The 22,806-nt window shown below is 39.5% G+C and carries 23 protein-coding genes; 22 read left to right on the plus strand and 1 reads right to left on the minus strand.

The window, feature by feature from the left end:
* The 18 genes from accD (at window position 1) to I2F89_RS13035 (ending at window position 14,772) form a co-directional block, all read left to right on the plus strand.
* Complete coding sequence (gene accD, locus I2F89_RS12950) at window positions 1-870, plus strand: acetyl-CoA carboxylase, carboxyltransferase subunit beta (RefSeq protein WP_062805459.1); 870 nt, start codon at window positions 1-3, stop codon at window positions 868-870.
* On the plus strand, window positions 863-1,648 hold the full coding sequence (locus I2F89_RS12955; protein ID WP_071866002.1) for an acetyl-CoA carboxylase carboxyl transferase subunit alpha: 786 nt from the start codon (window positions 863-865) through the stop codon (window positions 1,646-1,648). The genes accD and I2F89_RS12955 overlap by 8 nt, the downstream gene beginning before the upstream one ends.
* A gap of 263 nt (window positions 1,649-1,911) precedes the next feature.
* Window positions 1,912-2,397 (plus strand): hypothetical protein, encoded by a 486-nt coding sequence (locus I2F89_RS12960; protein ID WP_195514477.1) that lies wholly within the window; start codon window positions 1,912-1,914, stop codon window positions 2,395-2,397.
* A gap of 466 nt (window positions 2,398-2,863) precedes the next feature.
* Window positions 2,864-3,457 carry a type IV toxin-antitoxin system AbiEi family antitoxin domain-containing protein gene (locus I2F89_RS12965; protein WP_195514478.1) on the plus strand — a complete coding sequence of 198 codons (594 nt, stop codon included), beginning with the start codon at window positions 2,864-2,866 and terminating at the stop codon, window positions 3,455-3,457.
* Window positions 3,458-3,469: 12 nt separating this feature from the next.
* Window positions 3,470-4,327 (plus strand): nucleotidyl transferase AbiEii/AbiGii toxin family protein, encoded by an 858-nt coding sequence (locus I2F89_RS12970; protein WP_195514479.1) that lies wholly within the window; start codon window positions 3,470-3,472, stop codon window positions 4,325-4,327.
* 331 nt (window positions 4,328-4,658) lie between these two features.
* Window positions 4,659-5,477: a transporter substrate-binding domain-containing protein gene (locus tag I2F89_RS12975; protein ID WP_074799755.1), complete on the plus strand. Its 819-nt coding sequence runs from the start codon at window positions 4,659-4,661 to the stop codon at window positions 5,475-5,477.
* 11 nt (window positions 5,478-5,488) lie between these two features.
* Window positions 5,489-6,178, plus strand: coding sequence for an amino acid ABC transporter permease (locus I2F89_RS12980; RefSeq protein ID WP_161642953.1), 690 nt, complete (start codon window positions 5,489-5,491; stop codon window positions 6,176-6,178).
* 13 nt (window positions 6,179-6,191) lie between these two features.
* Window positions 6,192-6,926, plus strand: a complete 735-nt coding sequence (locus tag I2F89_RS12985) for an amino acid ABC transporter ATP-binding protein (RefSeq protein ID WP_161642955.1) — start codon at window positions 6,192-6,194, stop codon at window positions 6,924-6,926.
* Between the two features lie 315 nt (window positions 6,927-7,241).
* On the plus strand, window positions 7,242-7,769 hold the full coding sequence (locus I2F89_RS12990) for a YqeG family HAD IIIA-type phosphatase (protein WP_010735865.1): 528 nt from the start codon (window positions 7,242-7,244) through the stop codon (window positions 7,767-7,769).
* Window positions 7,766-8,875, plus strand: coding sequence for a ribosome biogenesis GTPase YqeH (gene yqeH / locus I2F89_RS12995; protein WP_019724121.1), 1,110 nt, complete (start codon window positions 7,766-7,768; stop codon window positions 8,873-8,875). The genes I2F89_RS12990 and yqeH overlap by 4 nt, the downstream gene beginning before the upstream one ends.
* Before the next feature lie 15 nt (window positions 8,876-8,890).
* Window positions 8,891-9,202: a ribosome assembly RNA-binding protein YhbY gene (gene yhbY, locus I2F89_RS13000; RefSeq protein WP_019724120.1), complete on the plus strand. Its 312-nt coding sequence runs from the start codon at window positions 8,891-8,893 to the stop codon at window positions 9,200-9,202.
* A 12-nt stretch (window positions 9,203-9,214) separates the two neighbouring features.
* Window positions 9,215-9,862: a nicotinate-nucleotide adenylyltransferase gene (locus I2F89_RS13005; protein WP_010735862.1), complete on the plus strand. Its 648-nt coding sequence runs from the start codon at window positions 9,215-9,217 to the stop codon at window positions 9,860-9,862.
* Complete coding sequence (yqeK, locus tag I2F89_RS13010) at window positions 9,852-10,436, plus strand: bis(5'-nucleosyl)-tetraphosphatase (symmetrical) YqeK (RefSeq protein WP_023519420.1); 585 nt, start codon at window positions 9,852-9,854, stop codon at window positions 10,434-10,436. Before I2F89_RS13005 ends, yqeK begins: the two co-directional genes overlap by 11 nt.
* 24 nt (window positions 10,437-10,460) lie before the next feature.
* Window positions 10,461-10,814, plus strand: a complete 354-nt coding sequence (gene rsfS, locus I2F89_RS13015) for a ribosome silencing factor (RefSeq protein WP_034688417.1) — start codon at window positions 10,461-10,463, stop codon at window positions 10,812-10,814.
* Between the two features lies 1 nt (window position 10,815).
* Window positions 10,816-11,577, plus strand: coding sequence for a class I SAM-dependent DNA methyltransferase (locus I2F89_RS13020; RefSeq protein WP_066025699.1), 762 nt, complete (start codon window positions 10,816-10,818; stop codon window positions 11,575-11,577).
* A gap of 77 nt (window positions 11,578-11,654) precedes the next feature.
* Window positions 11,655-12,836, plus strand: a complete 1,182-nt coding sequence (locus I2F89_RS13025; RefSeq protein WP_071866011.1) for a nucleotidyltransferase — start codon at window positions 11,655-11,657, stop codon at window positions 12,834-12,836.
* Between the two features lie 98 nt (window positions 12,837-12,934).
* A complete protein-coding gene (locus I2F89_RS13030; protein WP_029594248.1) occupies window positions 12,935-13,654 on the plus strand; it encodes a YebC/PmpR family DNA-binding transcriptional regulator in 720 nt (239 codons plus the stop codon).
* 479 nt (window positions 13,655-14,133) lie between these two features.
* Window positions 14,134-14,772: a hypothetical protein gene (locus tag I2F89_RS13035; RefSeq protein ID WP_071866062.1), complete on the plus strand. Its 639-nt coding sequence runs from the start codon at window positions 14,134-14,136 to the stop codon at window positions 14,770-14,772.
* 199 nt (window positions 14,773-14,971) lie between these two features.
* On the opposite strand, the gene helD is transcribed toward I2F89_RS13035, so the two are convergent.
* Window positions 14,972-17,254 carry an RNA polymerase recycling motor HelD gene (helD, locus tag I2F89_RS13040; protein WP_195514480.1) on the minus strand — a complete coding sequence of 761 codons (2,283 nt, stop codon included), beginning with the start codon at window positions 17,252-17,254 and terminating at the stop codon, window positions 14,972-14,974.
* 196 nt (window positions 17,255-17,450) lie between these two features.
* Between helD and I2F89_RS13045 the strand changes: the two genes are divergently transcribed.
* The 4 genes from I2F89_RS13045 to I2F89_RS13060 all read left to right on the plus strand — a co-directional run bounded on the left by I2F89_RS13045 (window position 17,451) and on the right by I2F89_RS13060 (window position 22,774).
* The gene (locus tag I2F89_RS13045) at window positions 17,451-19,262 is read left to right on the plus strand and encodes a heavy metal translocating P-type ATPase (protein WP_161642961.1); all 1,812 of its coding nucleotides are present in this window, start codon (window positions 17,451-17,453) and stop codon (window positions 19,260-19,262) included.
* A gap of 110 nt (window positions 19,263-19,372) precedes the next feature.
* Complete coding sequence (locus I2F89_RS13050) at window positions 19,373-19,552, plus strand: 2-hydroxymuconate tautomerase (protein ID WP_002287649.1); 180 nt, start codon at window positions 19,373-19,375, stop codon at window positions 19,550-19,552.
* 324 nt (window positions 19,553-19,876) lie between these two features.
* Window positions 19,877-21,811 (plus strand): threonine--tRNA ligase, encoded by a 1,935-nt coding sequence (thrS, locus tag I2F89_RS13055; protein WP_074799751.1) that lies wholly within the window; start codon window positions 19,877-19,879, stop codon window positions 21,809-21,811.
* A 159-nt stretch (window positions 21,812-21,970) separates the two neighbouring features.
* Window positions 21,971-22,774 carry an AraC family transcriptional regulator gene (locus I2F89_RS13060; RefSeq protein WP_195514481.1) on the plus strand — a complete coding sequence of 268 codons (804 nt, stop codon included), beginning with the start codon at window positions 21,971-21,973 and terminating at the stop codon, window positions 22,772-22,774.
* Window positions 22,775-22,806 lie beyond the last annotated feature (32 nt).

Here is a 22,806-nt window from a genome sequence, read left to right on the forward strand (position 1 = left end):
ATGGCTTTATTCAAAAAGAAAAAATACATTCGAATCAATCCTAATCGAGAAATCAAGCCAACGAATGCACCATCGGTCCCTGACAATATGTGGGCGAAATGCCCGAATTGTAAACATATCATCTACACAAAAGATATTGGGGAAGAAAAAGTATGTCCACACTGTAGTTATAACTTTAGGATCGGCGCATGGCAGCGATTAGCGTTGATCATTGATGAGAAAAGTTTAGAGGAATGGGATACGGATCTCGTCACGAAAGATCCCCTTGATTTTCCTGATTATCAAGAAAAGATTGGCAAGATGCAAGAAAAGACTGGCTTACATGAAGCAGTTCTAACTGGTCAAGCGACTATTAAAGGTATTCCTTTTGCTATCGGTGTCATGGACCCTAATTTTATCATGGGAAGTATGGGCACGATCGTAGGGGAAAAGATCACACGCTTGTTTGAACGTGCGGCGAGTAAAAAATTACCCGTCGTATTGTTCACTGCTTCAGGGGGCGCCCGGATGCAAGAAGGGATTTTCTCTCTCATGCAAATGGCCAAAATCTCCGCAGCGGTCAAACGTCATAGCAATAAACAGCTATTTTATTTGACTGTCTTAACAGATCCGACGACAGGTGGTGTTACCGCCAGCTTTGCGATGGAAGGGGATATCATCTTAGCTGAACCACAAAGTTTGATCGGCTTTGCTGGCCGCCGAGTGATTGAACAAACGATCAAACAAGAACTACCAGAAGATTTCCAAAAAGCAGAATTTTTACTGGAACATGGCTTTGTGGATCAAATCGTTCCACGAAAAGAACTCAAGGATACGATCCATCAATTACTAGAATTGCATACGCAGAAAGGATGGATCAACCATGAATAAAACTGCTCATGATATCGTCCAACTGGCGCGAGCAAAAGATCGTTGGACAAGTCTTGATTTTTTTGAAACGATTTTTGAAGGCTTCCAAGAGTTTCATGGTGATCGCTTATTTGGTGATGATGAAGCGATTGTCGGAGGTGTGGCAAAACTAGCCGGAAAACCTGTGACCGTCATTGGCATCCAAAAAGGTCGTGACTTACAAGAAAATATTCGCCGGAATTTTGGTTCTCCTCATCCGGAAGGTTATCGTAAAGCACTGCGTTTAATGAAGCAAGCAGAAAAATTCAACCGTCCGGTCATTACGTTGATCAACACTGCTGGTGCCTATTGTGGAATCGGTGCAGAAGAACGTGGCGAAGGGGAAGCGATTGCCCGTAATTTATTAGAAATGTCGGATTTGAAGGTACCGATCATCAGTATCATTATTGGTGAAGGCGGTAGTGGCGGGGCTTTAGCCTTAGCCTTAGCCGATGAAGTCTGGATGTTAGAACAAACGATCTATGCTGTTTTATCACCAGAAGGCTTTGCTTCGATTCTTTGGAAAGACGGTAGCCGAGCAGCCGAAGCCGCTGAATTGATGAAAGTCGCTGCTGGTGAATTATTAGAGTTAGACGTCATCGATCGAGTGATTCCCGAAACATTCAATGGAGAGCATTTAGGCAAAGAAAAAGTTGCGCGTATGATGCAAAAAGCATTGATCGAAAAACTGACTGAACTCTGTCAGAAACCAACTGAAGAATTGATCGAACAACGCTACCAACGTTTTCGTAAATATTAAAGGTAACGCGTCATATGCACGCTTCGCTTATGTAAATGAAAAACTGTAGAGGGATTCCTCTATAGTTTTTTTGTGTATGAACAAATAGCTTAATCTCTAGTAGAATGATGGTTGCTTGTGTGTCAATAAATAATGGAAAGTATTGATTATTGTCGATACAGAATACATGTAAAAATAGTATTCTAAAACATATTTTTGTTATTTTTAATGTATATGATATCTTTGTTTAAAAGGAGTTGATGTAGTGTTGGACAAATTGTCGAATGTTCTTTTTTTATGGAGTGTTACTTTCGGTAACGCTATTTTTGCCTGGCTTTTCTAAATCGGATGATCATCAATTAGAAAACGCCGAGATCGTTCAACTAACGAATGCTGGGACGATACAAAACAGAGGTAGTTATACTCTTAAAGAGGGCAATTTAGAAATCATGAAAGAAATCCAACTGGCACAAAACCTAGATCAAGTCCCGTCTAATCTGAAACTCTCAAGCAGTGAAGAACAAGAAATCAAAAGTTTGCTGACACCTGATTTTACAACCGAAGAACAAGAATTAAAAACGACTGAACTTTTTCAAACGTTTGTTAAAGAAATCAAACATGTAACAGTCGAAGTAAATCAGAAGAAGAAAACGACAACATTAGTCGGAAAGGATTATCGAAAAGAATTTTCTTGGGTAGGTGAAAGTGGAAATCGTTTATCTGACTCACATAAGATTGAATATAGTTTTGTGTCAGGGAATGAGGAATAGTTGAGTAAAGGAATAGCCTTAAAAAACGATGCTTCTTGCATAATGATTATTGAAGTAGAGGAATTTCAGAATAATTTGAACAGAAAGAAGGGGGGCACCATCTTTTCCCTGTTCTTTTAATTGATTAAAAATATTTTTCTGTACCGAATCAGGATTTTTGATTTGAAATTTTAAAAGTTGTTGAAACCATAGGTATTTCTTTTTAGTGCTGGATATTGGTACTTAACTATTTAAGTAGACCATCTGAATAGTTATAGTGTAAGGCGTTCTTGGTGTGTGCATAAACTTGCTAACGTATCTTATCGTCTTGGTATAGCTTTCAGGAAGTTATATTATCCAGATATTCGCGAAACATCCATTACACAGTAATCGACCATTTGTTTCCCACATAAAGAATGCCTTGTTACAATTACACTATTATGATAAGTTTAATGTAGTGTATTTGTAACGTAAGTGAGGGGATTAAATGCAAGATAAGCTGAAAGAGTTGTTGCGTATTCGCGATGGAAATTTATCTATGAAGGAAGCTAGAAAATTAGGAATTTCAGCAACTACTGTACAAAGATTGGTGAATCAAGGAATTTTGATGAAAGTTGATCGTGGTTATTATGTAGAGACTGGTCATGGAATCGATGATTTATTTTGTCTTCAGCAACGATTTTCCAGAGGAATATTTTCTCATGAAACGACATTAGATATATATCAACTTTCTACAAACATGCCGAACTTCATTCATTTGACTTTTCCACATGGTTATAATGTGAATCGTTCAATTACGAAAGAGCAACAGTTACAATTTCATTTTGTGAAGAAGGAAGTATACGAGTTAGGGAAAGTGGAGGGCACTTCCTTTCAAGGAAATCCTATTATTATATACGATAAGGAACGAACTCTTTGTGATATTTGGAATCCGAGATATGAAATTGAATACGAAATGAAATTAGAAGCTTTAAAAGAGTACATGAGAGATCCTATGAGAGACCCAAGTAAATTAAGAGATTATATGACAAAACTACATGTAGAAAAAGAAATGAAATATCATATGCAGAGTTTGTATTGATGGAGAGAAAATATGACCCCTACACAATTTACAGCAAAAACAAGAAATCTTGCAAAAAGTATAGGATTAAATGCACAGTTAGTTCAAAGGCATTTTATGATGGATCGCTTAGTTGAACAAATCTCTGAATCGAAGTATAAAAATGACTTTATTTTGAAAGGTGGTTTTCTATTAGGTTCAAAATATGGAATTGATAGAAGAACAACAATTGATATTGATACGACATTTAGAAATAGTAAATTAACTAAAGAAAAATTGAAGAACATCTTTAATGAATTAACTAGTAAACCTACGAAAGAGGGAATTGTTTTCTCTGTTCAAGAGATTAAAGAGACAAGGGAAATTGATTTTTATCCTGGGTTTCAAATTAAAGTGATTGCTCATTTAGAAAAAATACGTGTCCCATTTAAATTGGATGTAACAACAGGAGATTCTATTTATCCTGAAGTAGATATACATCATCATCAATTGATGTTTGAAGATAAAAAAGTGGAGATTCCAGCTTATCCAACTGAACAGATTATTGCAGAAAAGCTGAGTGCTACATTTAGCTTTGGGACAGACAATTCGAGACTGAAAGATTACTACGACCTATTTGCCATCCCAAAACTAGAAAATATTGATATGAAAGAGCTATATATAAGTGTCCGAAATACATTTACAAAACGTGGAGACAACAAACCGTTATCTTTTTATTATGAAAGGGAAATCGAAAAGATAAAAGGGAGCGATTATTTGGAAAAACTATGGGACAAATATCGCTCAGTTAATTCTTTTGCGAATTCTATTTCATTTGCAGATACAGTTAACGGAGTTGCTTATCTAATGCAAAATATAATCAAAATTGAAAATCAAGAAAGAAAACAATAGTTTACAAGAATTGAAAAAAATCAAGATGGCAAACGATATTAATTGTGTGATTTAGCGTAAATCAGCGGAACTAATGAGCTTGGTACAGAGGTGTTTGGCCTTGAAAAACAAAGTAAAATAGACTGAAAATCAAATAAAAAAAGCTGAGACTTGGTTCTCAGCTTTTTTTCATTTCTTCCCTTGAAATATTAAAATAAATATTCTTAATTCGTGATTATTATTCATTATTAAAGCATAAAAGTGAAATGAAATAAATAAATATACAAAAAATGGTTTATTTTTGAAATTTTCATGCTATAATGACAGAACAAAATAAATAAGGGGCGAGACAATGAAAAAGATTTCAGGAATTATTTTATTTTTAGTTACAACATTCGCATTAGGAGCGTGTGGTAATGGGGATGCAGCAGAATCAAACGATCAATTGGCAGAAATCAAGGAAAGTGGTGTATTGAAAGTAGCAACATCTGCTGATTATGCGCCGTTTGAATTTCATACGATCGTCGATGGGAAAGATCAAATCGTCGGATCAGACATTGATTTAGCAAATGCCATTGCAGATGAACTTGGTGTGAAACTGGAGCTTTCAGATATGAGTTTCAATACAGTGCTAGCCTCTTTAAAAGAAGGAAAAGTCGATGTAGCGATTTCAGCAATTTCAGCGACCGCAGAACGGAAAGAACAATTTGATTTCACCGATAATTACTACAATCCGCCACAAGTTCTCGTGATCAATAAAAAAGATGAAGACACGTTAACAAGCATTGATCGCTTGGCAGGTAAAAGCTTAGGGGCGCAAAAAGGCTCGATCCAAGAAGCAGTGATCAACGAACAAATCAAAGAAGCTAAAGTAGTCACGATCGATAAAGTACCAAATATGGTGATCGAGATCAATCAAGGTTCGCTGGATGGCATGGTCGTTGAACAAACGATTGCCGAAGCATATATCGCTCAAAATCCCAACTTGATGATTGCAGATATTCCTTTAGAACAATCAGACGATGAAGCTTTTGCTATTGCCTTACCAAAAGGGAGTACAGAATTACAAGAAGAGTTGAATAAAATTATCAAAAAACTAAGTGATGAGGAAAAAATCGATGAATTCATCAAAAAAAATCATGAACTAGCTGAACAAACAGCGACAGAATAGAGGGACGCAGTGTGAATTTTTCGTTTTTAGATAAGTACTTACCTTATTTTTTATCCGGCGCGGTCGTTACGATCGTCATTTCGATCTTGACTGTCATCTTTGGTACAATGATCGGCTTAGCCATGGCATTATTGAAGCGCTCAAAGATCAAGCCTTTGAATTGGTTAGCTAATAGTTATATCGAATTATTAAGAGGCACACCGATGTTATTGCAGATCATGATCGGATTCATCTTATTGCAACGTTTCTTTCCAGCGGTGGATTGGTCCGTGGGGATTTTAACGATCGACTTAGGGCGTTTGATACCAGGAATCATCGTATTATCACTGAACTCTGGGGCGTATGTTGCTGAAATCATCCGTGGAGGAATTGCGGCTGTTGATATGGGACAAACAGAAGCTTCGTATTCACTAGGCTTACGTCCTATACAGGCGATGCGTTATGTCATTTTCCCACAAGCGTTGAGAAATATTTTGCCACCATTAGGAAATGAGTTTGTCACGTTGATCAAAGATTCTTCTTTATTGACAGTGATCGGTATCAATGAATTGATGGGATCGGCTCAAATCGTTATCTCAAACTCCTATATCCCATTGGAACCTTATTTTATTGCCGCAGGGTTATACTTCGTTATGACCTTTGTAACATCGCGGTTGTTGAGTAGTTGGGAGAAAAAACTCGGAAAAGGGTATCAACGTTAGGAGAGAATGTCGAATGGAAAAATCAATAGTAACGATCAAACAGCTAAGTAAATCATTTGCAGAAACAGAAGTATTGAAAGGAATTACTACGACCATTTCCGCCGGGGAGGTCGTGGTGATCATCGGTCCTTCAGGTTCAGGAAAAAGTACGTTTCTCCGTTGTTTGAATCTACTCGAATCCCCTACAGCTGGTACGGTGGAGTTTGAGGGAACGGATATCACACACAAGCAACACGATATTTTTAAAACAAGAGAAAAAATGGGCATGGTTTTTCAACAGTTCAATCTATTTCCCAATATGACAGTATTAGAAAATATCACCTTATCACCAATCAAAGTGAAAAAAATGCCTAAGAAAGAAGCCGAGGCGATCGCTTTGGAATTATTGGCAAAAGTTGGCTTGTCAGATAAAGCCACCGCCTATCCTTACTCTTTATCAGGTGGACAGCAGCAACGGATAGCGATTGCCCGAGCGTTGGCAATGCAACCAGACGTCATGTTGTTCGATGAGCCCACTTCGGCACTTGATCCAGAAATGGTGGGTGAAGTACTCTCGGTTATGTTGCAATTGGCACAAGAAGGGATGACGATGGTCATTGTCACTCATGAAATCGGCTTTGCGAAAGAAGTGGGTGATCGAATCATCTTTATGGATCAAGGACAGATCGTGGAAGAGGGGACACCTAGTGAAGTGCTGGAGCGGACGAGCCAGCCTCGGACCATCGATTTTTTGGCCAAAGTACTGTAGTAAAAATTAAGATATAAGGAATGGCGCTCTTTTTCCAACATTACCTATGGATAGTGATTTCAGTTCTTTAGGTTTTTCTAAAATTGTATGAATGATGTTCCAAAAGTAACTCTTTCAGTAATAAGCAACCAACTCCAGAAATAGAAGAATCTATTTTATGAGCTGGTTGCTTATTTTTGGAGTTGGTTCCTTCTGTTATTCCCTCCATTAAAAGGTTTAATGTATAGAGGTAGTTTTTTTTTAGATTTTACAGTATAATATGGGGTTGAGGAGTACATATCGTGCTCCTTCATTTTTTGCAGATGAGGAGACAACATGTTTTCAAATTATAAACCTACATGGATGGTAGAAGCCGTCTATAAAATTACCCCTGCACAACTGAAAAAACTAGGGATCAAAGCCGTCTTGACGGACCTTGATAATACACTGATTGCTTGGAATAATCCAGATGGAACGGAAGAATTGTTCACTTGGATTTTAGAAATGAGAAATGCGGGCATACCAGTAGTCGTTGTTTCTAACAACAACTCAGAACGCGTAGCTCGTGCAGTTAAAAAATTTGAGCTACTTTATGTTGCAAGAGCGTTGAAGCCTTTGCCAGTGGGAATCAATAAAGCAAAAAAAATGTTGGATCTGGCAGATGAAGAGATCATCATGATCGGAGATCAGATCATGACCGATATTCGTGGCGCGAATAGTGCTGGTATCCGTAGTGTCTTAGTTAAACCAATCATTGAAACTGATAGTTGGAAGACGAAATTCAATCGGTTCTGGGAACGTAAGATCATGAGTTATTTAGTAAAGAAACATCCAGATATGGATTGGCGAGGTGGCATTGAATGAACGAAGAATTGCAATGTATCGGTTGTGGCGTGATGATCCAAACAGAACATCCTGATGAATTAGGCTATACACCAAAAGCAGCACTCGAAAAAGGGTTAGCAACAGGGGATGTTTATTGTCAACGTTGTTTCCGTTTGAGACATTATAATGAGATCCAAGATGTATCATTGACAGATGATGATTTCTTGCGATTACTAAATGAATTAGGACAAAAAGACGCATTGATCGTCAATGTGGTTGATATCTTTGATTTCAACGGCTCACTGATTCCTGGTTTACATCGTTTTGTCGGCAATAATCCTGTTCTTTTGGTAGGAAATAAAGTCGATATTTTACCTAAATCATTGAAAAAATCAAAAATGATCCAATGGATGAATGAGCGTGCCCATGAAGCAGGGCTAAGACCTGTTGAGGTGTTGTTGACAAGCGCAAAAAAAGCACCTGAAATGACAACACTTCTAGAGAAAATCGAAAAATATCGTGAGGGTCGAGATGTATATATCGTTGGTGTGACGAATGTCGGAAAATCGACATTGATCAATCAAATCATCAAAAATACGGCAGGCGTCCAAGAAGTGATCACGACTTCGCAGTTCCCAGGAACAACGTTAGACAAAATCGAGATCCCATTGGATGATGGGCAATTTTTGATCGATACACCAGGAATTATCCATCGCCATCAAATGGCCCACTATTTAGGCAAAAAAGACTTACGTATCATCGCACCGACGAAGGAAATCAAGCCTAAGGTGTATCAGCTGAATGAAGGTCAAACGCTTTTCCTTGGAGGATTAGCTCGATTCGACTTTATCAGTGGCAAAAGGGGTTCATTTATTGCTTATGTATCAAATGATGTCAATTTACATCGGACAAAATTAGAAAAAGCCGATGCTTTTTATGAAAAACATGTAGGCGGCTTATTGCAACCACCACGTCCGAATGAAGTCAGTGAATTCCCTGAACTTGTTCGCTTTGAGTTTTCTGTAAAAGAAAAGACAGATATCGTCTTTGCAGGACTAGGCTGGATCACGGTAACGGAACCAGCAGTCATCGCAGGCTGGGCGCCAAAAGGGGTACATGTGTTAAGAAGAAAAGCACTGATTTAAGAAAGAAGGAAAAACATGAGTTTAAGAGGAAAGCAAAAACGATTTTTACGTAGTCAGGCACACCATCTACAACCGATTTTCCAAATCGGTAAAGGTGGGATCAATGAAGCGATGATCGTCCAAATCGAAGAAGCACTTGAAAAAAGAGAATTGATCAAAGTATCATTGTTGCAAAATACAGATGAAATCGCGGAAGATGTGGCACAAGTATTAGAACAAGCCATCGCATGTGAAGTGGTTCAGATCATCGGACGCGTGCTTGTTTTATACAAAGCATCATCTAAAGAGAAATACCAACGGATATCTAAAGAAGTACATGCAATCTAAGGAGTGACGAAGATGAAATCGCAAGCGAAATCCTTTGTTCGACCTCAAGTATTTCCAAAAGAAATGCCCCATCTTTATGAGAAAAGAAAACAGGTGGGGATCTTGGGCGGAACTTTCAATCCTGTGCATCTAGCCCATCTAGTGATGGCAGAACAAGCAGGACAGAATTTAGGACTAGACCATGTCTGTTTAATGCCTTCCTATCAACCACCTCATGTGGATGAAAAGCCAACTATACCGGCAGAACATCGCTTAAACATGCTGGAACTTGCGATCGAAGACAATCCTTTTCTAACGATTGAAACGATTGAAATCGAACGAGGCGGCAAAAGCTATACGTATGACACGATGAAGGCTTTGACTCAAAATAATCCTGATACGGACTACTATTTTATCATCGGCGGTGATATGGTCGAATATTTACCAAAGTGGTACAAAATCGACGAGTTATTGACAATGGTCCACTTTGTCGGTATTCATCGACGTGGGTATCAAGTGGAAACCCCGTATCCTGTGATCTGGGTCGATGTCCCTGAGATTGATCTAAGTTCGACAAAGATTCGTCAAAAAATTCAACAAGGTTGTTCCGTCCGTTATTTGATCCCAGATAAAGTCTTGGATTATATTCAGAAAGAAGGATTGTATCAACATGAATTATAGTACAGATTATACGGCCTATACTCGAGAAATTTTGATGCAAAAAGTCCAAATGAGAATGAGTGAACAACGCTTCAAACATGTCTTGGGTGTAGAACAAACAGCTGTTGCACTTGCTGAAAGGTATGGTTGCTCGCCAGAAAAAGCGAGTATCGCCGCATTGACACATGATTATGCGAAAGAACGACCAGACGATGAGTTTATCTTATTCATCGAACGTGAGCAACTTGACCCAGAGTTATTAGCTTATGGAAATGCAATTTGGCACGGATTAGTCGGTGCATCATTTGTTGAACGAGAATTAGGCATCACTGATGAGGAGATCTTACAAGCAATCCGTCTCCATACGACAGGAGCTGCTGAGATGTCCTTACTCGATAAAGTCATCTATGTGGCTGACTATATCGAACCAGGACGTTCTTTTCCAGGTGTCAAAGAAGCCCGTGAGATTGCCATGATCGATTTAGATGAAGCAGTTGCATTCGAAACCAAACATACATTAGCACATTTGATTGCGCAAGAAAGCAAAATTTATCCAAAAACAATTGAAACATATAATCATTGGGTGGCAAAATAGCTGACCCATTAGGAGGAAATCATCATCGATAGTAAAGAACAATTAAAAATCGCTGTCCAAGCAGCAGATTCAAAACGTGCAGAAGATATTTTAGCTTTAGACGTCCGTAAAGTGTCGCTATTAGCTGACTACTTTATGATCTGTTCAGCAAACAGTGAACGTCAGATCAATGCCATCGTGGAAGAAATCATTGAAAAAGAAGAAGAAAGCAAATACGAAGTAAAACGCGTAGAAGGAAAAGAAGGCGGCAAATGGATTCTGATCGATCTAGGTGATTTGATCATCCATGTATTCCATGCCCCAGAACGTGGTTTTTATAATTTAGAGAAGTTATGGTCGGATGCGCCACTTGTCGATTTGACTGAATGGTTGGATTAGCATGGCCTACGAAACATTTGCCTTTATTTACGATGAAGTCATGGATGACGGGCTTTATGAACAATGGCTCGCATTTTCTAAACGCCATTTGCCTGAAACAACTAAAAACATCCTTGAACTAGCTTGTGGTACAGGAGCATTAGCTGTGGCTTTTGCCAAAGACGGCTACAATGTAACTGGTTTGGATCTATCAGAAGAAATGCTGATGATCGCCAGTCAACGTGCCTATGAAGAAGAAGCAACGGTACAATTTGTTGAAGGGAATATGTTAGATCTATCAGAGAGTGGGCAATACCAAGCCATCACTTGTTTCTCAGATTCTTTGTGCTATATGCAAAACGATCAAGAAGTACAACAAGTATTCGATGAAGTCTATCAGGCATTGGAAGAGAACGGCCGTTTCTTGTTTGATGTCCATTCCGTTTATCAAATCGATCAAGTATTTCCGGAGTATAGTTATCATTACCAAGGAGACGATTTTGCCTTTCTTTGGGACAGTTATACGGGGAAAGAAAAACATAGCATTGAACATTATTTGACATTCTTTGTCGAATCACAAGAAAAAGACGGTACGTTCACACGTGAGGATGAATTACATCAAGAACGTACGTATCCACTAGAAAACTACTTGCGGATGTTAGAGAATAGCGGATTTGCTAAAGTAGAAGTATTCGCTGATTTTACAGACGAAACACCTAACGAAGAATCCAGACGTTGGTTTTTTGTCGCCCAGAAAGAAGAAGGCGAAATCGACGAACTGTAGCAAACAATAAAAAGGAGAGACGGCTGGATCAAAAAGCTTAGTCTCTTCTTTTTTACTAGGCGAAAGGAGAAAAGCGAATGAAAGTATGTGGCATCATTGTTGAATATAATCCCTTTCACAATGGTCATCTTTACCATGTCCAACAAGCACGGGAACGAACCGGTGCCGATGTAGTGATTGCGGTGATGAGTGGCAATTTTTTGCAGCGAGGTGAACCGGCGATTTTAGATAAGTGGCAACGTGCAGAAGTAGCCTTGCAAAACGGAGTGGATCTCGTAGTTGAATTACCAATCGAGTGGGCAGTACAATCTGCTGATTATTTTGCCAAAGGAGCAGTTCAACTGTTGCAAAAATTAAACTGTGACTATTTATGTTTTGGAACAGAAGATGAAGCGACCTTCGATTATCAAGCATTCGGTCAATTTGTTTTGCACCATCAGGATCAAATCACCAAAGCTTTTCAAGAATTACCTGATCAGACAATGAGTTATCCGCAAAAGATGACACAGGTATTCAAACATGTCTACCCAGAAATCTCACTTGACTTTTCTTCACCCAATCATATTCTAGGGTTGAGCTATGCAAAAGAAAATGCTACGTATGAACATCCAATGGAATTAGTTCCGATCAACCGTAAAGGGGCTGGCTATCATGATGAAGACTTATCAGAAGAAACAATAGCCAGTGCCACAGCGATTCGTAAAGCACTAACTGAAAGTCGATCGATTTCTGCAACAGTTCCATCAGAGACAGAGACGTTTTTAAAAATAGCAAGTTTGCAAACTTGGACATCCTATTGGCCCTTGCTAAAATACCGTCTTCTTTCTTCCACCGTTGACTCGTTGCAAAAAATCTACCAGATGACGGAAGGTTTAGAGATCAGGATGTTAGAAGCGGCAAAGACAGCTAATACATTTTACGAGTTTGTCGAACAAGTCAAAACAAAACGCTATACGTGGACGAGGATCCAGCGCTTGTCATGCTACGTGTTATTGAATATCCAAAAAGAAGAGATGAGAGAGCAACAGATGCAAGAATACATCCATGTGTTGGGCTTTACAACAGCAGGTAGAGCATGTCTCAAAAATAAAAAAACCTTAGCCCTTTTTGCGAAAATCGGCAAAAAAGAAGCGCAAGTGGCAAAACTACTCGTTCGCAGTGATCAAATCTATCGCTTAGGTGGCGAGGTAGCGGAACAAGTATTTGGGCGAAAACCAGTCTTTATCGAAACGATCGAAGAGAAAAAAAGCTTCACATAAACCTGATTCACAAGTATAATGAAACAGGACGTTTTGTGTGTTCCCGCACGAATCAAAAAGAATCTATCTTATATCAAATCAGAAAGCGAAGTGAAACTATGGGACGTAAATGGGCCAATATCGTAGCTAAAAAAACAGCTAAAGATGCAAATAACAGCCGAGTTTATGCGAAGTTCGGAATTGAAATCTATGCAGCAGCAAAATCAGGTGACCCTGACCCACACGCTAACCAAAAACTACGTTTCGTCATTGAACGCGCTAAAACTTACAATGTACCAAAACATATCATCGACCGAGCAATCGAAAAAGCAAAAGGTTCAGGGGATGAAACATACTCTGAATTGCGCTATGAAGGATTTGGACCAAATGGCTCAATGGTGATCGTAGACACATTGACCAACAACGTCAACCGAACAGCCGCTGATGTGCGTGCAGCATTCGGTAAAAACGGCGGAAATATGGGCGTTTCTGGGGCAGTATCTTATATGTTCGACAATACCGCGATTTTTGGTTTTGCCGGTGAAGATGCAGATGAGATCTTAGAATACTTGATGGAAAAGGACATCGATGTACGTGATGTCATGGAAGAAGATGGCCAAATCATCGTTTACGGAGAAGTGCCAGATTTCCACAGTATTCAAGAAGCACTAAAAGAAAAAGGCATCACTGACTTTTCAATTGCGGAGATCCAAATGATCCCTCAAAATGAAGTGACGTTGACTGGCGAAGACTTGGAACAATTCGAAAAAATGATCGATGTATTAGAAGATCTAGAAGATGTCCAACATGTCTTCCATAATGTTGCCTTAGAAGATTAATTGAATAAAGCGGATAGAAGAGGCCATGGCAGAAGTGTTTAGCCTCGAGAAATAAGGCGCCAGCCACGAAAATTGTTTTTCAAATTTTTGTGGCTGACGCCTTATTTCTGAAGAGATACTTCTGTTCCCGCCGTTTGTTCCGTTTTAAGTGTTACGAGAGGATGAATGGCCAGATACTTTTTTATTTTCCTAAAAAACAAACAGCTGTTATCCTGTTCGGAAAGCCATTGTCATGTTTTGCTTTTGATCTTTTATTTATCCAACTTTTTCTGGTAAAGGGATTTTTTGGCGATTCTAAAAATGAAGTATAGTCATACGATGTGAAAGAAAGAGAACAAGTACAGAGTAGCTAAATTAAAAATCCTGTGTTATTTGTTACAGTTTTTTTGTGATTTATTATCATTTCTATTTCAACCTGTGTTATTATTAAAGTATCGTGAGTAAACGAATAGTAATTTGATGTAGGCGGGGAAAGAATAATGGAAGCAAAAATTAATCTAGAGCCTTTCGAACGTATTCTAAGCGGTTACCAAAAAGTAGAAGAGTTGGCAGTCAATATCACCGATTGCTCAAAGCTTGCACAAAAATATGCACCTTATGGGGTAGAAGGCTATCGTTTAGGAAACTATATAGGCACAGGCTATTTGAATCGTTACCTAGAATGTATGGTTGATCGCGCGCCCATGCTGATCTATAAAAAAAAATATTTGATTCCATTGCTTTTTCGACGTTCTGACTCAGCATTTCAGTTGTTTGAAGAAGATTATCGGATGGAAGCTTTCTTTTTATTATTGGACTGGAGTCTGAAGCATCAACCAGAAAAGATATTGATTGAGACAAGTCAAAAAGTAGATACGAAAAAAGAAAAAGTCATTGATACAGCTTATTTGGCTTTTCGTGTATCAGAAATATTGGATAGTGGGGGTTACCCGATCAGTAATTTCCAAACAGTCGAACAATTTATGGATTGGAATCGTATTTATCGTCTGATCGATAATGGAGGGATTGGTCGCCATAGTAAAGTATTTGACCCAGAATATCCCGAAAATATCGAAGAATTGCGAATGATCGTCTCACTTGTTCGTTTGAAATACCCAAACACAGATTTGATGTTGTGACCGATAGATGAATAAAAAGAGGCAGAGACAGAAGTGTTTAGCCTCGAGAAATAAGGCGCCAGCCACGAAAATTGTTTTTTCAATTTTTGTGGCTGGCGCCTTATTTTTTGAAGAGGTTACTTCTGTTCTCGCCTTATATTCAGTTTAAAGTGGTGGGAGAGGACTGATTCCCCTGATGCTTTTTATTTTTAATAACGAATCAATCTAAAGCGAGAGACTCATGATTTTCAGTAGCCATTGTTTGTAGAAAAGAAGCGTCTTTCGCTGATGTGAAGAGGATCAATTCATGCATAGCACGCGTACACATCGTATATAAGATTTGTTTGTCATGACCTGAATTAAAATGTGCATCATCGACATTCCATAAAAAGACTCGGTCAAATTCTAATCCTTTTGCTAGATAAGCAGGAAGAAGAATAATTGAACGTTTCATAAAATCAGACTCGTCCGCAATCAATTGGACTTGATCTTTTAGCGAACTAGGCAATTGTTCATAGAGTGCTTCACATTCAGCGATCGTTTTACCAATGATCGCAGTACGCCAATATTTTGCTTGCTCTTTCGTGTCAATGATCGTTTGTTCCAACCAATTGATTTTACTTACAGATGAATCACTTTGGACGATCAACGGTAGGCGACCTTCACGAGCCGTTGTTTCTACAAGATTGTCGTGAGCTAAGAAATGATTGGCAAAATCAGTGATTTGCTTCGTGGAGCGATAGCTCGTCGTCAATTGGAATTGGGTCACTTCTTTCTCTGGGAAAAGCGACTCTAGCGAACCAGTGATCGTCTCGTTCCCAAAAACATTTTGGTTCAGATCCCCACAAAATGTTAGATTTGCAGTTGGATAGATTGATTGCAGCAATGCGACCTGCGAAGGAGCAAAATCTTGCATTTCATCAATGAAAATATACCTTGCCTTTTGTGTGACTGATACGGGATGGATTCGACGCATCAATAGGAAGTACAAGACGGCGTCTTCCTGCGGCAATTCTCTTTTCCGTAAGTTCATTTTGACTTCTTGAAGATGTTCGTTCCAAGAAGTTTCGCTGATTCCATGTGCGGTTAACATCGTTTTAGGAATCGTTTGTAAAAAGTGAAGAAACTGTTTCGGTAAGTTGACGAATTGATAATGTAAAATTCCTCGGTGAACTTTACGGAATCTTTTTTTCACGATTTGATTCGTGAGTTTTTTACGCAATGATTTTTCTTTTTGTTCGGTGTATTCTAAATTTGGATCGGTTGCATATAGTTCTTGAAGTTGTTCTTCTGCCAGTTCTTTGACCCATTTCTGACGGGTTTCATCCTTTTGCAGGCCGCCCAATTTTTTCAATAACTTTGTCTGTAATAAAGATAGACGTTGATGCAATGGAAGTAGTTCATTGGTTTCTTGGTACCATCTTCGGATCGCTTCTTTGGATAGGATCGTTCGACCATTGATTTTCATCTCACGGAACAATGGCCCAAAATCAGTGATCGTCTGGATGTAAGTCTCCAGGTGATCCACGAAAGTCAATCCGGATTTCAACGTTTTTATCGGGTCATCAGCACCAGAAAGGAAACCGACTTCTTGTTGTTCTTCTTCAGTCAACTCAAATTCAGGAACCAATTGCTGTAAATAATTTTTGAAGGTTTGTGTCGGAACACCACTTTCACCAAGAGATGGTAAAACAGTGGAGATGTAATCAGAAAACAGATGGTTTGGTGAGAACAATAAGACGTTCTCAGCATCCAGCCATTTCCGATTGTGATAAAGGATGAATGCGATACGTTGAAGTAATGCTGAAGTCTTACCGCTTCCAGCAATTCCTTCGATCAGCATCACTTTACTGTTGGTGTCACGGATAATGGCATTTTGTGCTTTTTGGATCGTTGAAACGATGTTTTTCATGTGAGCACTTGATGCGTCATCCAAGATTTCTAATAGAAAATCATCATTGATGACTTCAGATGTATCGACCATAGAGACGATTTTTCCTTCAACGATTTTGAACTGTCGTTTCAAGAGAAGTTCGACGTCGATTTTTTCGACATCTGTTTCATAAAAAGCAGGACCGATTTCTCCTTCGTAATACAGGTTAGCGATCGGTGCACGCCAGTCGATCACGATGGTTTCTTCTTCTGTATCTCTCAATGAGGCGATGCCAAGATAGAGAGTTTCTTTTTCCGTCTCTTCTTTGAAATCGATACGAGCAAAGTAAGGACTGTCTTTCATTACTTCTAATGTTTGCAGACGTTTTTGCTGAGATTCTAATGTGTGGTATTTTAAAAGCAATTCTTGTTCATGTTGGCGGTATTCGACCACTGACTCATAAAAAGACTCGTTGGAGCCGCTACGTATTTTGTGATTAGCTGTTTCTTTTGTGGAGTCATTCATTTTTTCAGTCAAGTCGCTTAATTTGCGATTCAATAGGCGTTGTTCAAGTTGGATCATTTGTGTGGTTTCTTCCACATGCTGTTGTTCTAATTGTCTTTCATTCATTGCATCGTTTACTCCTTCCGCCGTAAATAACGAATTAAAAGTATAGCACAGTTTGACTAAAAAAGGTACACAAGTGAGTTAACTAAAAATAAACGTCAAACTACATGAGAGTGATAGTTGTTTTCATTTAGGGGTTTTTAGTTCAAATGGCTTTAGAGAACAGGTATTCTAAATGTGGAGAAAGGAGCTGAACGAAATGACACATTTTAAAAAATTTGCGATGACACTACTGATTGGAGCGGTGGCCCTCATCAGTGAGTTTATGTTCGACCGTCCTCGCCTTGCGTTTATGATCATTGCTATCACCGGTGGTACACTCGCCTTCTTGATGTTTGTCGAAATGATCAAAACGCTACGTTCAGGGAAATATGGGGTCGATATTTTAGCAATTACAGCTATTGTTGCGACATTGCTCGTCAATGAATATTGGGCGAGTTTGATGATTTTGATCATGTTGACAGGTGGCGAAAGTTTGGAAGACTATGCACAAAAAAAAGCAGGTCAGGAATTGCAATCCCTATTAGATAATACGCCAAGAACTGCCCATAAATTGCAAGGAGATCAACAACTGGATGTTGCGGTAGACACACTTGAGATCGGCGATCATCTGGTGATCAAACCAGGGGAAATCGTTCCAGCTGACGGACGAGTGATCATGGGGGAATCTACTTTTGACGAAGCGTCATTGACTGGAGAAGCAAAACCGATGAGCAAGAAAGTCGGTGATGAATTGATGTCCGGTTCGGTCAATGGGGACTCATCTGTCAAAATGGTGGTTGAAAAACGGGCAGAAGATAGCCAGTATCAATTAATTATCAAACTAGTAGAGGAATCGAAAGAAAAACCCGCACGTTTTGTCCGTCTAGCAGATCGTTATGCTGTTCCCTTTACTTTGATCGCTTACTTGATCGGCGGAATCTCTTGGTGGGCCAGTGGTGATCCTGTACGCTTTGCGCAAGTCTTAGTTGTAGCATCGCCATGTCCATTGATTTTGGCTGCACCTGTCGCTCTAGTAGCGGGAATGAGTCGCTCAAGTAAAAGTGGGATTGTTGTCAAGACTGGTACCGCTGTGGAAAAATTAGCAGAGACCAAAACGATTGCGTTTGATAAGACAGGAACGATCACCAAAGGGATACTTGAAGTAACGGGTGTCGCTCCAGTTGATGGGTTTTCAGAAGTGGAATTATTACGTGTGGCGGCGAGTGCGGAACAAGGCTCAGCCCATATCTTGGCCCGTTCCTTAGTTCAAGCAGTTCCCCAATTGTTACCAGTCACTGATTTAAAAGAAATCTCAGGGCAAGGGATTACAGCTACGGTTGATGGCATGCAGGTTAAAGTAGGGAATGCACGCTTTATTGATGTTCCGGAAGCTAAAACAGATACGACTGCGATCTATGTGTCAATTGATGGAAAATATGCCGGAACGATCTACTTCTCAGACACGATCCGTCCAGAAGCAAGTAAAACAATCGCAAACTTGAAAGCTCAAGGCATCACCGACTTACTGATGGTGACTGGGGATGGTCGTACGGTTGCAAAAGCAATTGCCGAGGAAGTTGGCTTGACCGAAGTTCATGCACGTTGTTTACCACAAGATAAATTAACGATTTTAACTAGTATCCCCAAAGAAAAGCGGCCTGTCACGATGGTAGGAGATGGTGTCAATGATGCTCCTGCCTTGACTGTCGCAGATGTAGGCATCGCGATGGGCGCCCATGGCTCAACTGCTGCAAGTGAAAGTGCAGATGTCGTCATTTTAAAGGATGATTTAGAACGAGTGGCAGAAGCAGTGATGATTTCTCGGGAAACGATGAAAGTAGCGAAACAATCTGTTTTGATCGGTATTTTTGTTTGTGTCTTTTTGATGATCGTTGCCAGTACAGGAGTCATTCCAGCGTTGTTTGGCGCAATGCTTCAAGAAGTGGTTGATACAGTTTCCATTTTAAGTGCGTTACGGGCAAAAAAGTCAGCGAAACAAAAACAACATTCCATGATCACACAAAATTAAAGGCAAAATGATAAAAGAGACTTTTCAGCAAAATCTTTTTGCGGTATGATGCAAAGAGAGAAGCAACACTTGATCAATAAAAGAGCAAACCATGAAAGGAAGTTGAGAATATGCCATTCGTACACGTAGAATTAGTCGAAGGACGTAGCCCAGAACAATTAGAGAACATGATGAAAGATATCACCGAGGCTGTCCATAAAAATACGCAAGCACCAAAAGAACACATTCATGTGATTATCAACGAAATGAAAAAAGGCACATATGGTGTCAATGGTGAATGGAAAAAATAAGTGGATTCGAGGCTTGATTTTTTGAAATAATAGTGGTTAAATAAACACATAGATGATTGATGAGAAAGACAACTGAATTTGAGAGTCTTCGATAAGAGAGGAAAAGCTAGGCTGAAACTTTTCCAGGAGAAAACCAAAGGATGACCACTTTCGAAACCTTTGTTGAAACAGAGGCGGTCGTACCGTTATCACGCTTGAGGAGTACGTATGTCGTATTCAAAATTAGGTGGAACCACGAATTTTTCGTCCTAGTATCTGTATAGATACTAGGATTTTTTTTATTGGTGGCGAAGCTAAAAACAGAAATTTAAAGGAGGAACCCCTATGATAAAAATGACATTTCCTGATGGTGCAGTCAAAGAGTTTGCGCCAGGGATCACTACTGCAGAAATTGCAGAAAGTATTTCTAAAAGTTTAGCAAAGAAAGCCTTGGCTGGAAAAGTGAATGGCGAACTGATCGACTTGAACCGCGGGATCGAAGAGGATGGCTCGATCGAGATCGTGACACCTGATCATGAAGACGCACTTGGTTTGGTTCGTCACTCAAGTGCTCACTTGATGGCACAAGCTATGCGCCGTCTATATCCAAATATCCACTTTGGTGTAGGACCAGCAATCGATTCAGGGTTTTACTACGATACAGACAATGGTGAAAGCCAAGTCAGTGCCGAAGATCTACCAGCGATCGAAGCGGAAATGATGGCAATCGTCAAAGAAAACTTGCCGATCGAACGTCGTGTGTTATCAAAACAAGAAGCATTAGAAATCTTTGCAAGTGATCCTTACAAAGTGGAATTGATCAGTGAATTACCAGAAGACGAAGTAATCACGGCTTACCAACAAGGAGAGTTCATCGACTTATGCCGTGGCCCACATGTCCCTTCAACTGGTCGGATCCAAGTCTTCAAATTATTATCTGTAGCAGGAGCTTACTGGCGTGGAAATTCAAATAACCAAATGATGCAACGTGTTTATGGAACAGCATTTTTTGATAAAAAGGCGTTAAAAGAGTTTATCCAAATGCGCGAAGAAGCTAAAGAAAGAGACCATCGCAAATTAGGAAAAGAATTAGAATTATTCATGGTAGCACCTGAAGTTGGTTCTGGTTTACCTTTCTGGTTACCAAAAGGTGCAACGATCCGTCGTACGATCGAACGTTACATCGTAGACAAAGAAATCAGTTTAGGCTATCAACATGTGTATACACCGATCATGGGTGACGTGGAGTTATACAAAACTTCAGGACACTGGGATCATTACCAAGAAGATATGTTCCCGCCAATGGATATGGGAGATGGCGAGATGCTCGTGCTACGCCCAATGAACTGCCCACATCACATGATGGTCTACAAAAATACGATCCATTCATACCGTGAGTTACCGATCCGTATCGCAGAACTTGGTATGATGCACCGTTATGAAAAATCAGGTGCGTTGTCTGGATTACAACGTGTACGTGAAATGACATTGAATGACGGACACACATTCGTTCGTCCTGATCAGATCAAAGATGAATTCAAACGTACGTTGGAGTTGATGGTCGCAGTTTACGCTGATTTCAATATTACAGACTATCGCTTCCGTTTAAGTTACCGTGATCCAAACAACACAGACAAATATTTTGACGATGATGCCATGTGGGAGAAAGCACAGATCATGTTAAAAGCTGCGATGGATGAAATGGAACTTGACTATTTCGAAGCGGAAGGAGAAGCAGCCTTCTATGGACCAAAATTAGATGTCCAAGTTAAAACAGCATTGGGAACAGAAGAAACATTATCAACGATCCAATTAGACTTCTTACTACCAGAACGTTTTGATTTGACTTATGTAGGAGAAGATGGTGAAAATAATCATCGTCCAGTCGTTATCCACCGAGGCATCGTTTCAACAATGGAACGCTTCGTGGCATATTTGACAGAAGTATACAAAGGCGCATTTCCAACTTGGTTGGCACCGATCCAAGCAACGATCATCCCAGTTTCAGTTGATGCTCATTCAGATTACGCGTATGAAATCAAAGAACGTCTACAAATGAAAGGCTTGCGTGTAGAAGTCGACGATCGCAATGAAAAAATGGGCTATAAGATCCGTGCTTCACAAACGCAAAAAATCCCATACCAAATCGTGGTTGGAGATAAAGAAGTGGCAGATGCAACAGTCAATATCCGCCGATACGGTAGTAAAGAAACTGCCGTAGAGGACTTGAATATCTTTGTCGATGCGATGGCAGAAGAGGTTCATAATTACAGCCGTTAAGACGAGTTCGTAAGAGAACCAACGCCTAATTTAATAAAAACAGGAAGGACAACAAAGAATTGTTCCTTCCTGTTTTTTTATGAGGCACTCATTACATACGTCAAAACGCTTGATCATGCTAAAATAAAAGTATTAGATAAATAAGGGGGAACGTAGAGAATGTATCAACCGATCCAACCTCATCATCTGTTTCATCAAGCATATGAAGAAAAAATACATTATAAAGAAACGGTTCTCCCAGACTTAGCAGATGTCTTGGTGTGTATGTGGGAGTCTATTTCATTTGACTTTAGCGGTACGGTCAAGGATGTGATCATCGCCGATGGTTGCATTGATTTAATTGTCAATGTCTTGGATCAATCTATTTTTTATACCGGTTCAAGTAAAACGGACTTCAACTTTATCACAAGGTTTCCCGAACACTATATTGGTTTTCGTTTGAAGCCAGGCGCTTTTTCTGCCTTAACTGGTCGAGAGGCAACAGCAGCGATGGATCAAGTGTTGTTCATTGAAGAAGTAGATGTTGGGTTTGATACAACCCTTCTTTTTACGCTCACGATTGAAGAAATGAAAGAATCGCTGATCAGCTATTTATCCGGATTAGCCAAATGTATCTCTTCGACGGAATACATTCAGTTATTTGAAAAACTATATATAAAAAAATTAGCTTCCCCACAAGCATTATACGAATATATGAGACTTAGTCCAAGGCATGTCCAACGGCTATTCAAAAAGCATTACGGTCTCACCCCACAATTGGCTCTATCGACCATAAAATTTCATCATAGTTTGACCATTTTATTAAAACAACCTGCCGATCGAAGGGAGCTTGTTGGAAATTATTATGACCAGTCCCATTTTATCAATGAGTTCAAAAAAAATATTGGCCTCACACCCATTGAGTTTGTTAAGTTGAGTGAGCAGCGAAAAATGTCGCTTCTATCCAATACGTTACTAACCTAAGTTGCTACAATAAAACTAACTTAAAAAAGGAG

The organism is Enterococcus sp. 1001283B150225_161107_E12, from assembly GCF_015556925.1.
Taxonomy (GTDB): Bacteria; Bacillota; Bacilli; order Lactobacillales; family Enterococcaceae; genus Enterococcus_B; species Enterococcus_B mundtii.

Excerpts from the sequence above, each read along its gene's own strand:
- accD (WP_062805459.1), top strand. The coding sequence starts at position 1 with ATGGCTTTATTCAAAAAGAAAAAATACATTCGAATCAATCCTAATCGA.
- I2F89_RS12955 (WP_071866002.1), top strand. The coding sequence starts at position 863 with ATGAATAAAACTGCTCATGATATCGTCCAACTGGCGCGAGCAAAAGAT.
- I2F89_RS12960 (WP_195514477.1), top strand. The coding sequence starts at position 1,912 with ATGTTCTTTTTTTATGGAGTGTTACTTTCGGTAACGCTATTTTTGCCT.
- I2F89_RS12965 (WP_195514478.1), top strand. The coding sequence starts at position 2,864 with ATGCAAGATAAGCTGAAAGAGTTGTTGCGTATTCGCGATGGAAATTTA.
- I2F89_RS12970 (WP_195514479.1), top strand. The coding sequence starts at position 3,470 with ATGACCCCTACACAATTTACAGCAAAAACAAGAAATCTTGCAAAAAGT.
- I2F89_RS12975 (WP_074799755.1), top strand. The coding sequence starts at position 4,659 with ATGAAAAAGATTTCAGGAATTATTTTATTTTTAGTTACAACATTCGCA.
- I2F89_RS12985 (WP_161642955.1), top strand. The coding sequence starts at position 6,192 with ATGGAAAAATCAATAGTAACGATCAAACAGCTAAGTAAATCATTTGCA.
- I2F89_RS12990 (WP_010735865.1), top strand. The coding sequence starts at position 7,242 with ATGTTTTCAAATTATAAACCTACATGGATGGTAGAAGCCGTCTATAAA.
- yqeH (WP_019724121.1), top strand. The coding sequence starts at position 7,766 with ATGAACGAAGAATTGCAATGTATCGGTTGTGGCGTGATGATCCAAACA.
- yhbY (WP_019724120.1), top strand. The coding sequence starts at position 8,891 with ATGAGTTTAAGAGGAAAGCAAAAACGATTTTTACGTAGTCAGGCACAC.
- I2F89_RS13005 (WP_010735862.1), top strand. The coding sequence starts at position 9,215 with ATGAAATCGCAAGCGAAATCCTTTGTTCGACCTCAAGTATTTCCAAAA.
- yqeK (WP_023519420.1), top strand. The coding sequence starts at position 9,852 with ATGAATTATAGTACAGATTATACGGCCTATACTCGAGAAATTTTGATG.
- I2F89_RS13020 (WP_066025699.1), top strand. The coding sequence starts at position 10,816 with ATGGCCTACGAAACATTTGCCTTTATTTACGATGAAGTCATGGATGAC.
- I2F89_RS13025 (WP_071866011.1), top strand. The coding sequence starts at position 11,655 with ATGAAAGTATGTGGCATCATTGTTGAATATAATCCCTTTCACAATGGT.
- I2F89_RS13030 (WP_029594248.1), top strand. The coding sequence starts at position 12,935 with ATGGGACGTAAATGGGCCAATATCGTAGCTAAAAAAACAGCTAAAGAT.
- I2F89_RS13035 (WP_071866062.1), top strand. The coding sequence starts at position 14,134 with ATGGAAGCAAAAATTAATCTAGAGCCTTTCGAACGTATTCTAAGCGGT.
- helD (WP_195514480.1), bottom strand. The coding sequence starts at position 17,254 with ATGAATGAAAGACAATTAGAACAACAGCATGTGGAAGAAACCACACAA.
- I2F89_RS13045 (WP_161642961.1), top strand. The coding sequence starts at position 17,451 with ATGACACATTTTAAAAAATTTGCGATGACACTACTGATTGGAGCGGTG.
- I2F89_RS13050 (WP_002287649.1), top strand. The coding sequence starts at position 19,373 with ATGCCATTCGTACACGTAGAATTAGTCGAAGGACGTAGCCCAGAACAA.
- thrS (WP_074799751.1), top strand. The coding sequence starts at position 19,877 with ATGATAAAAATGACATTTCCTGATGGTGCAGTCAAAGAGTTTGCGCCA.
- I2F89_RS13060 (WP_195514481.1), top strand. The coding sequence starts at position 21,971 with ATGTATCAACCGATCCAACCTCATCATCTGTTTCATCAAGCATATGAA.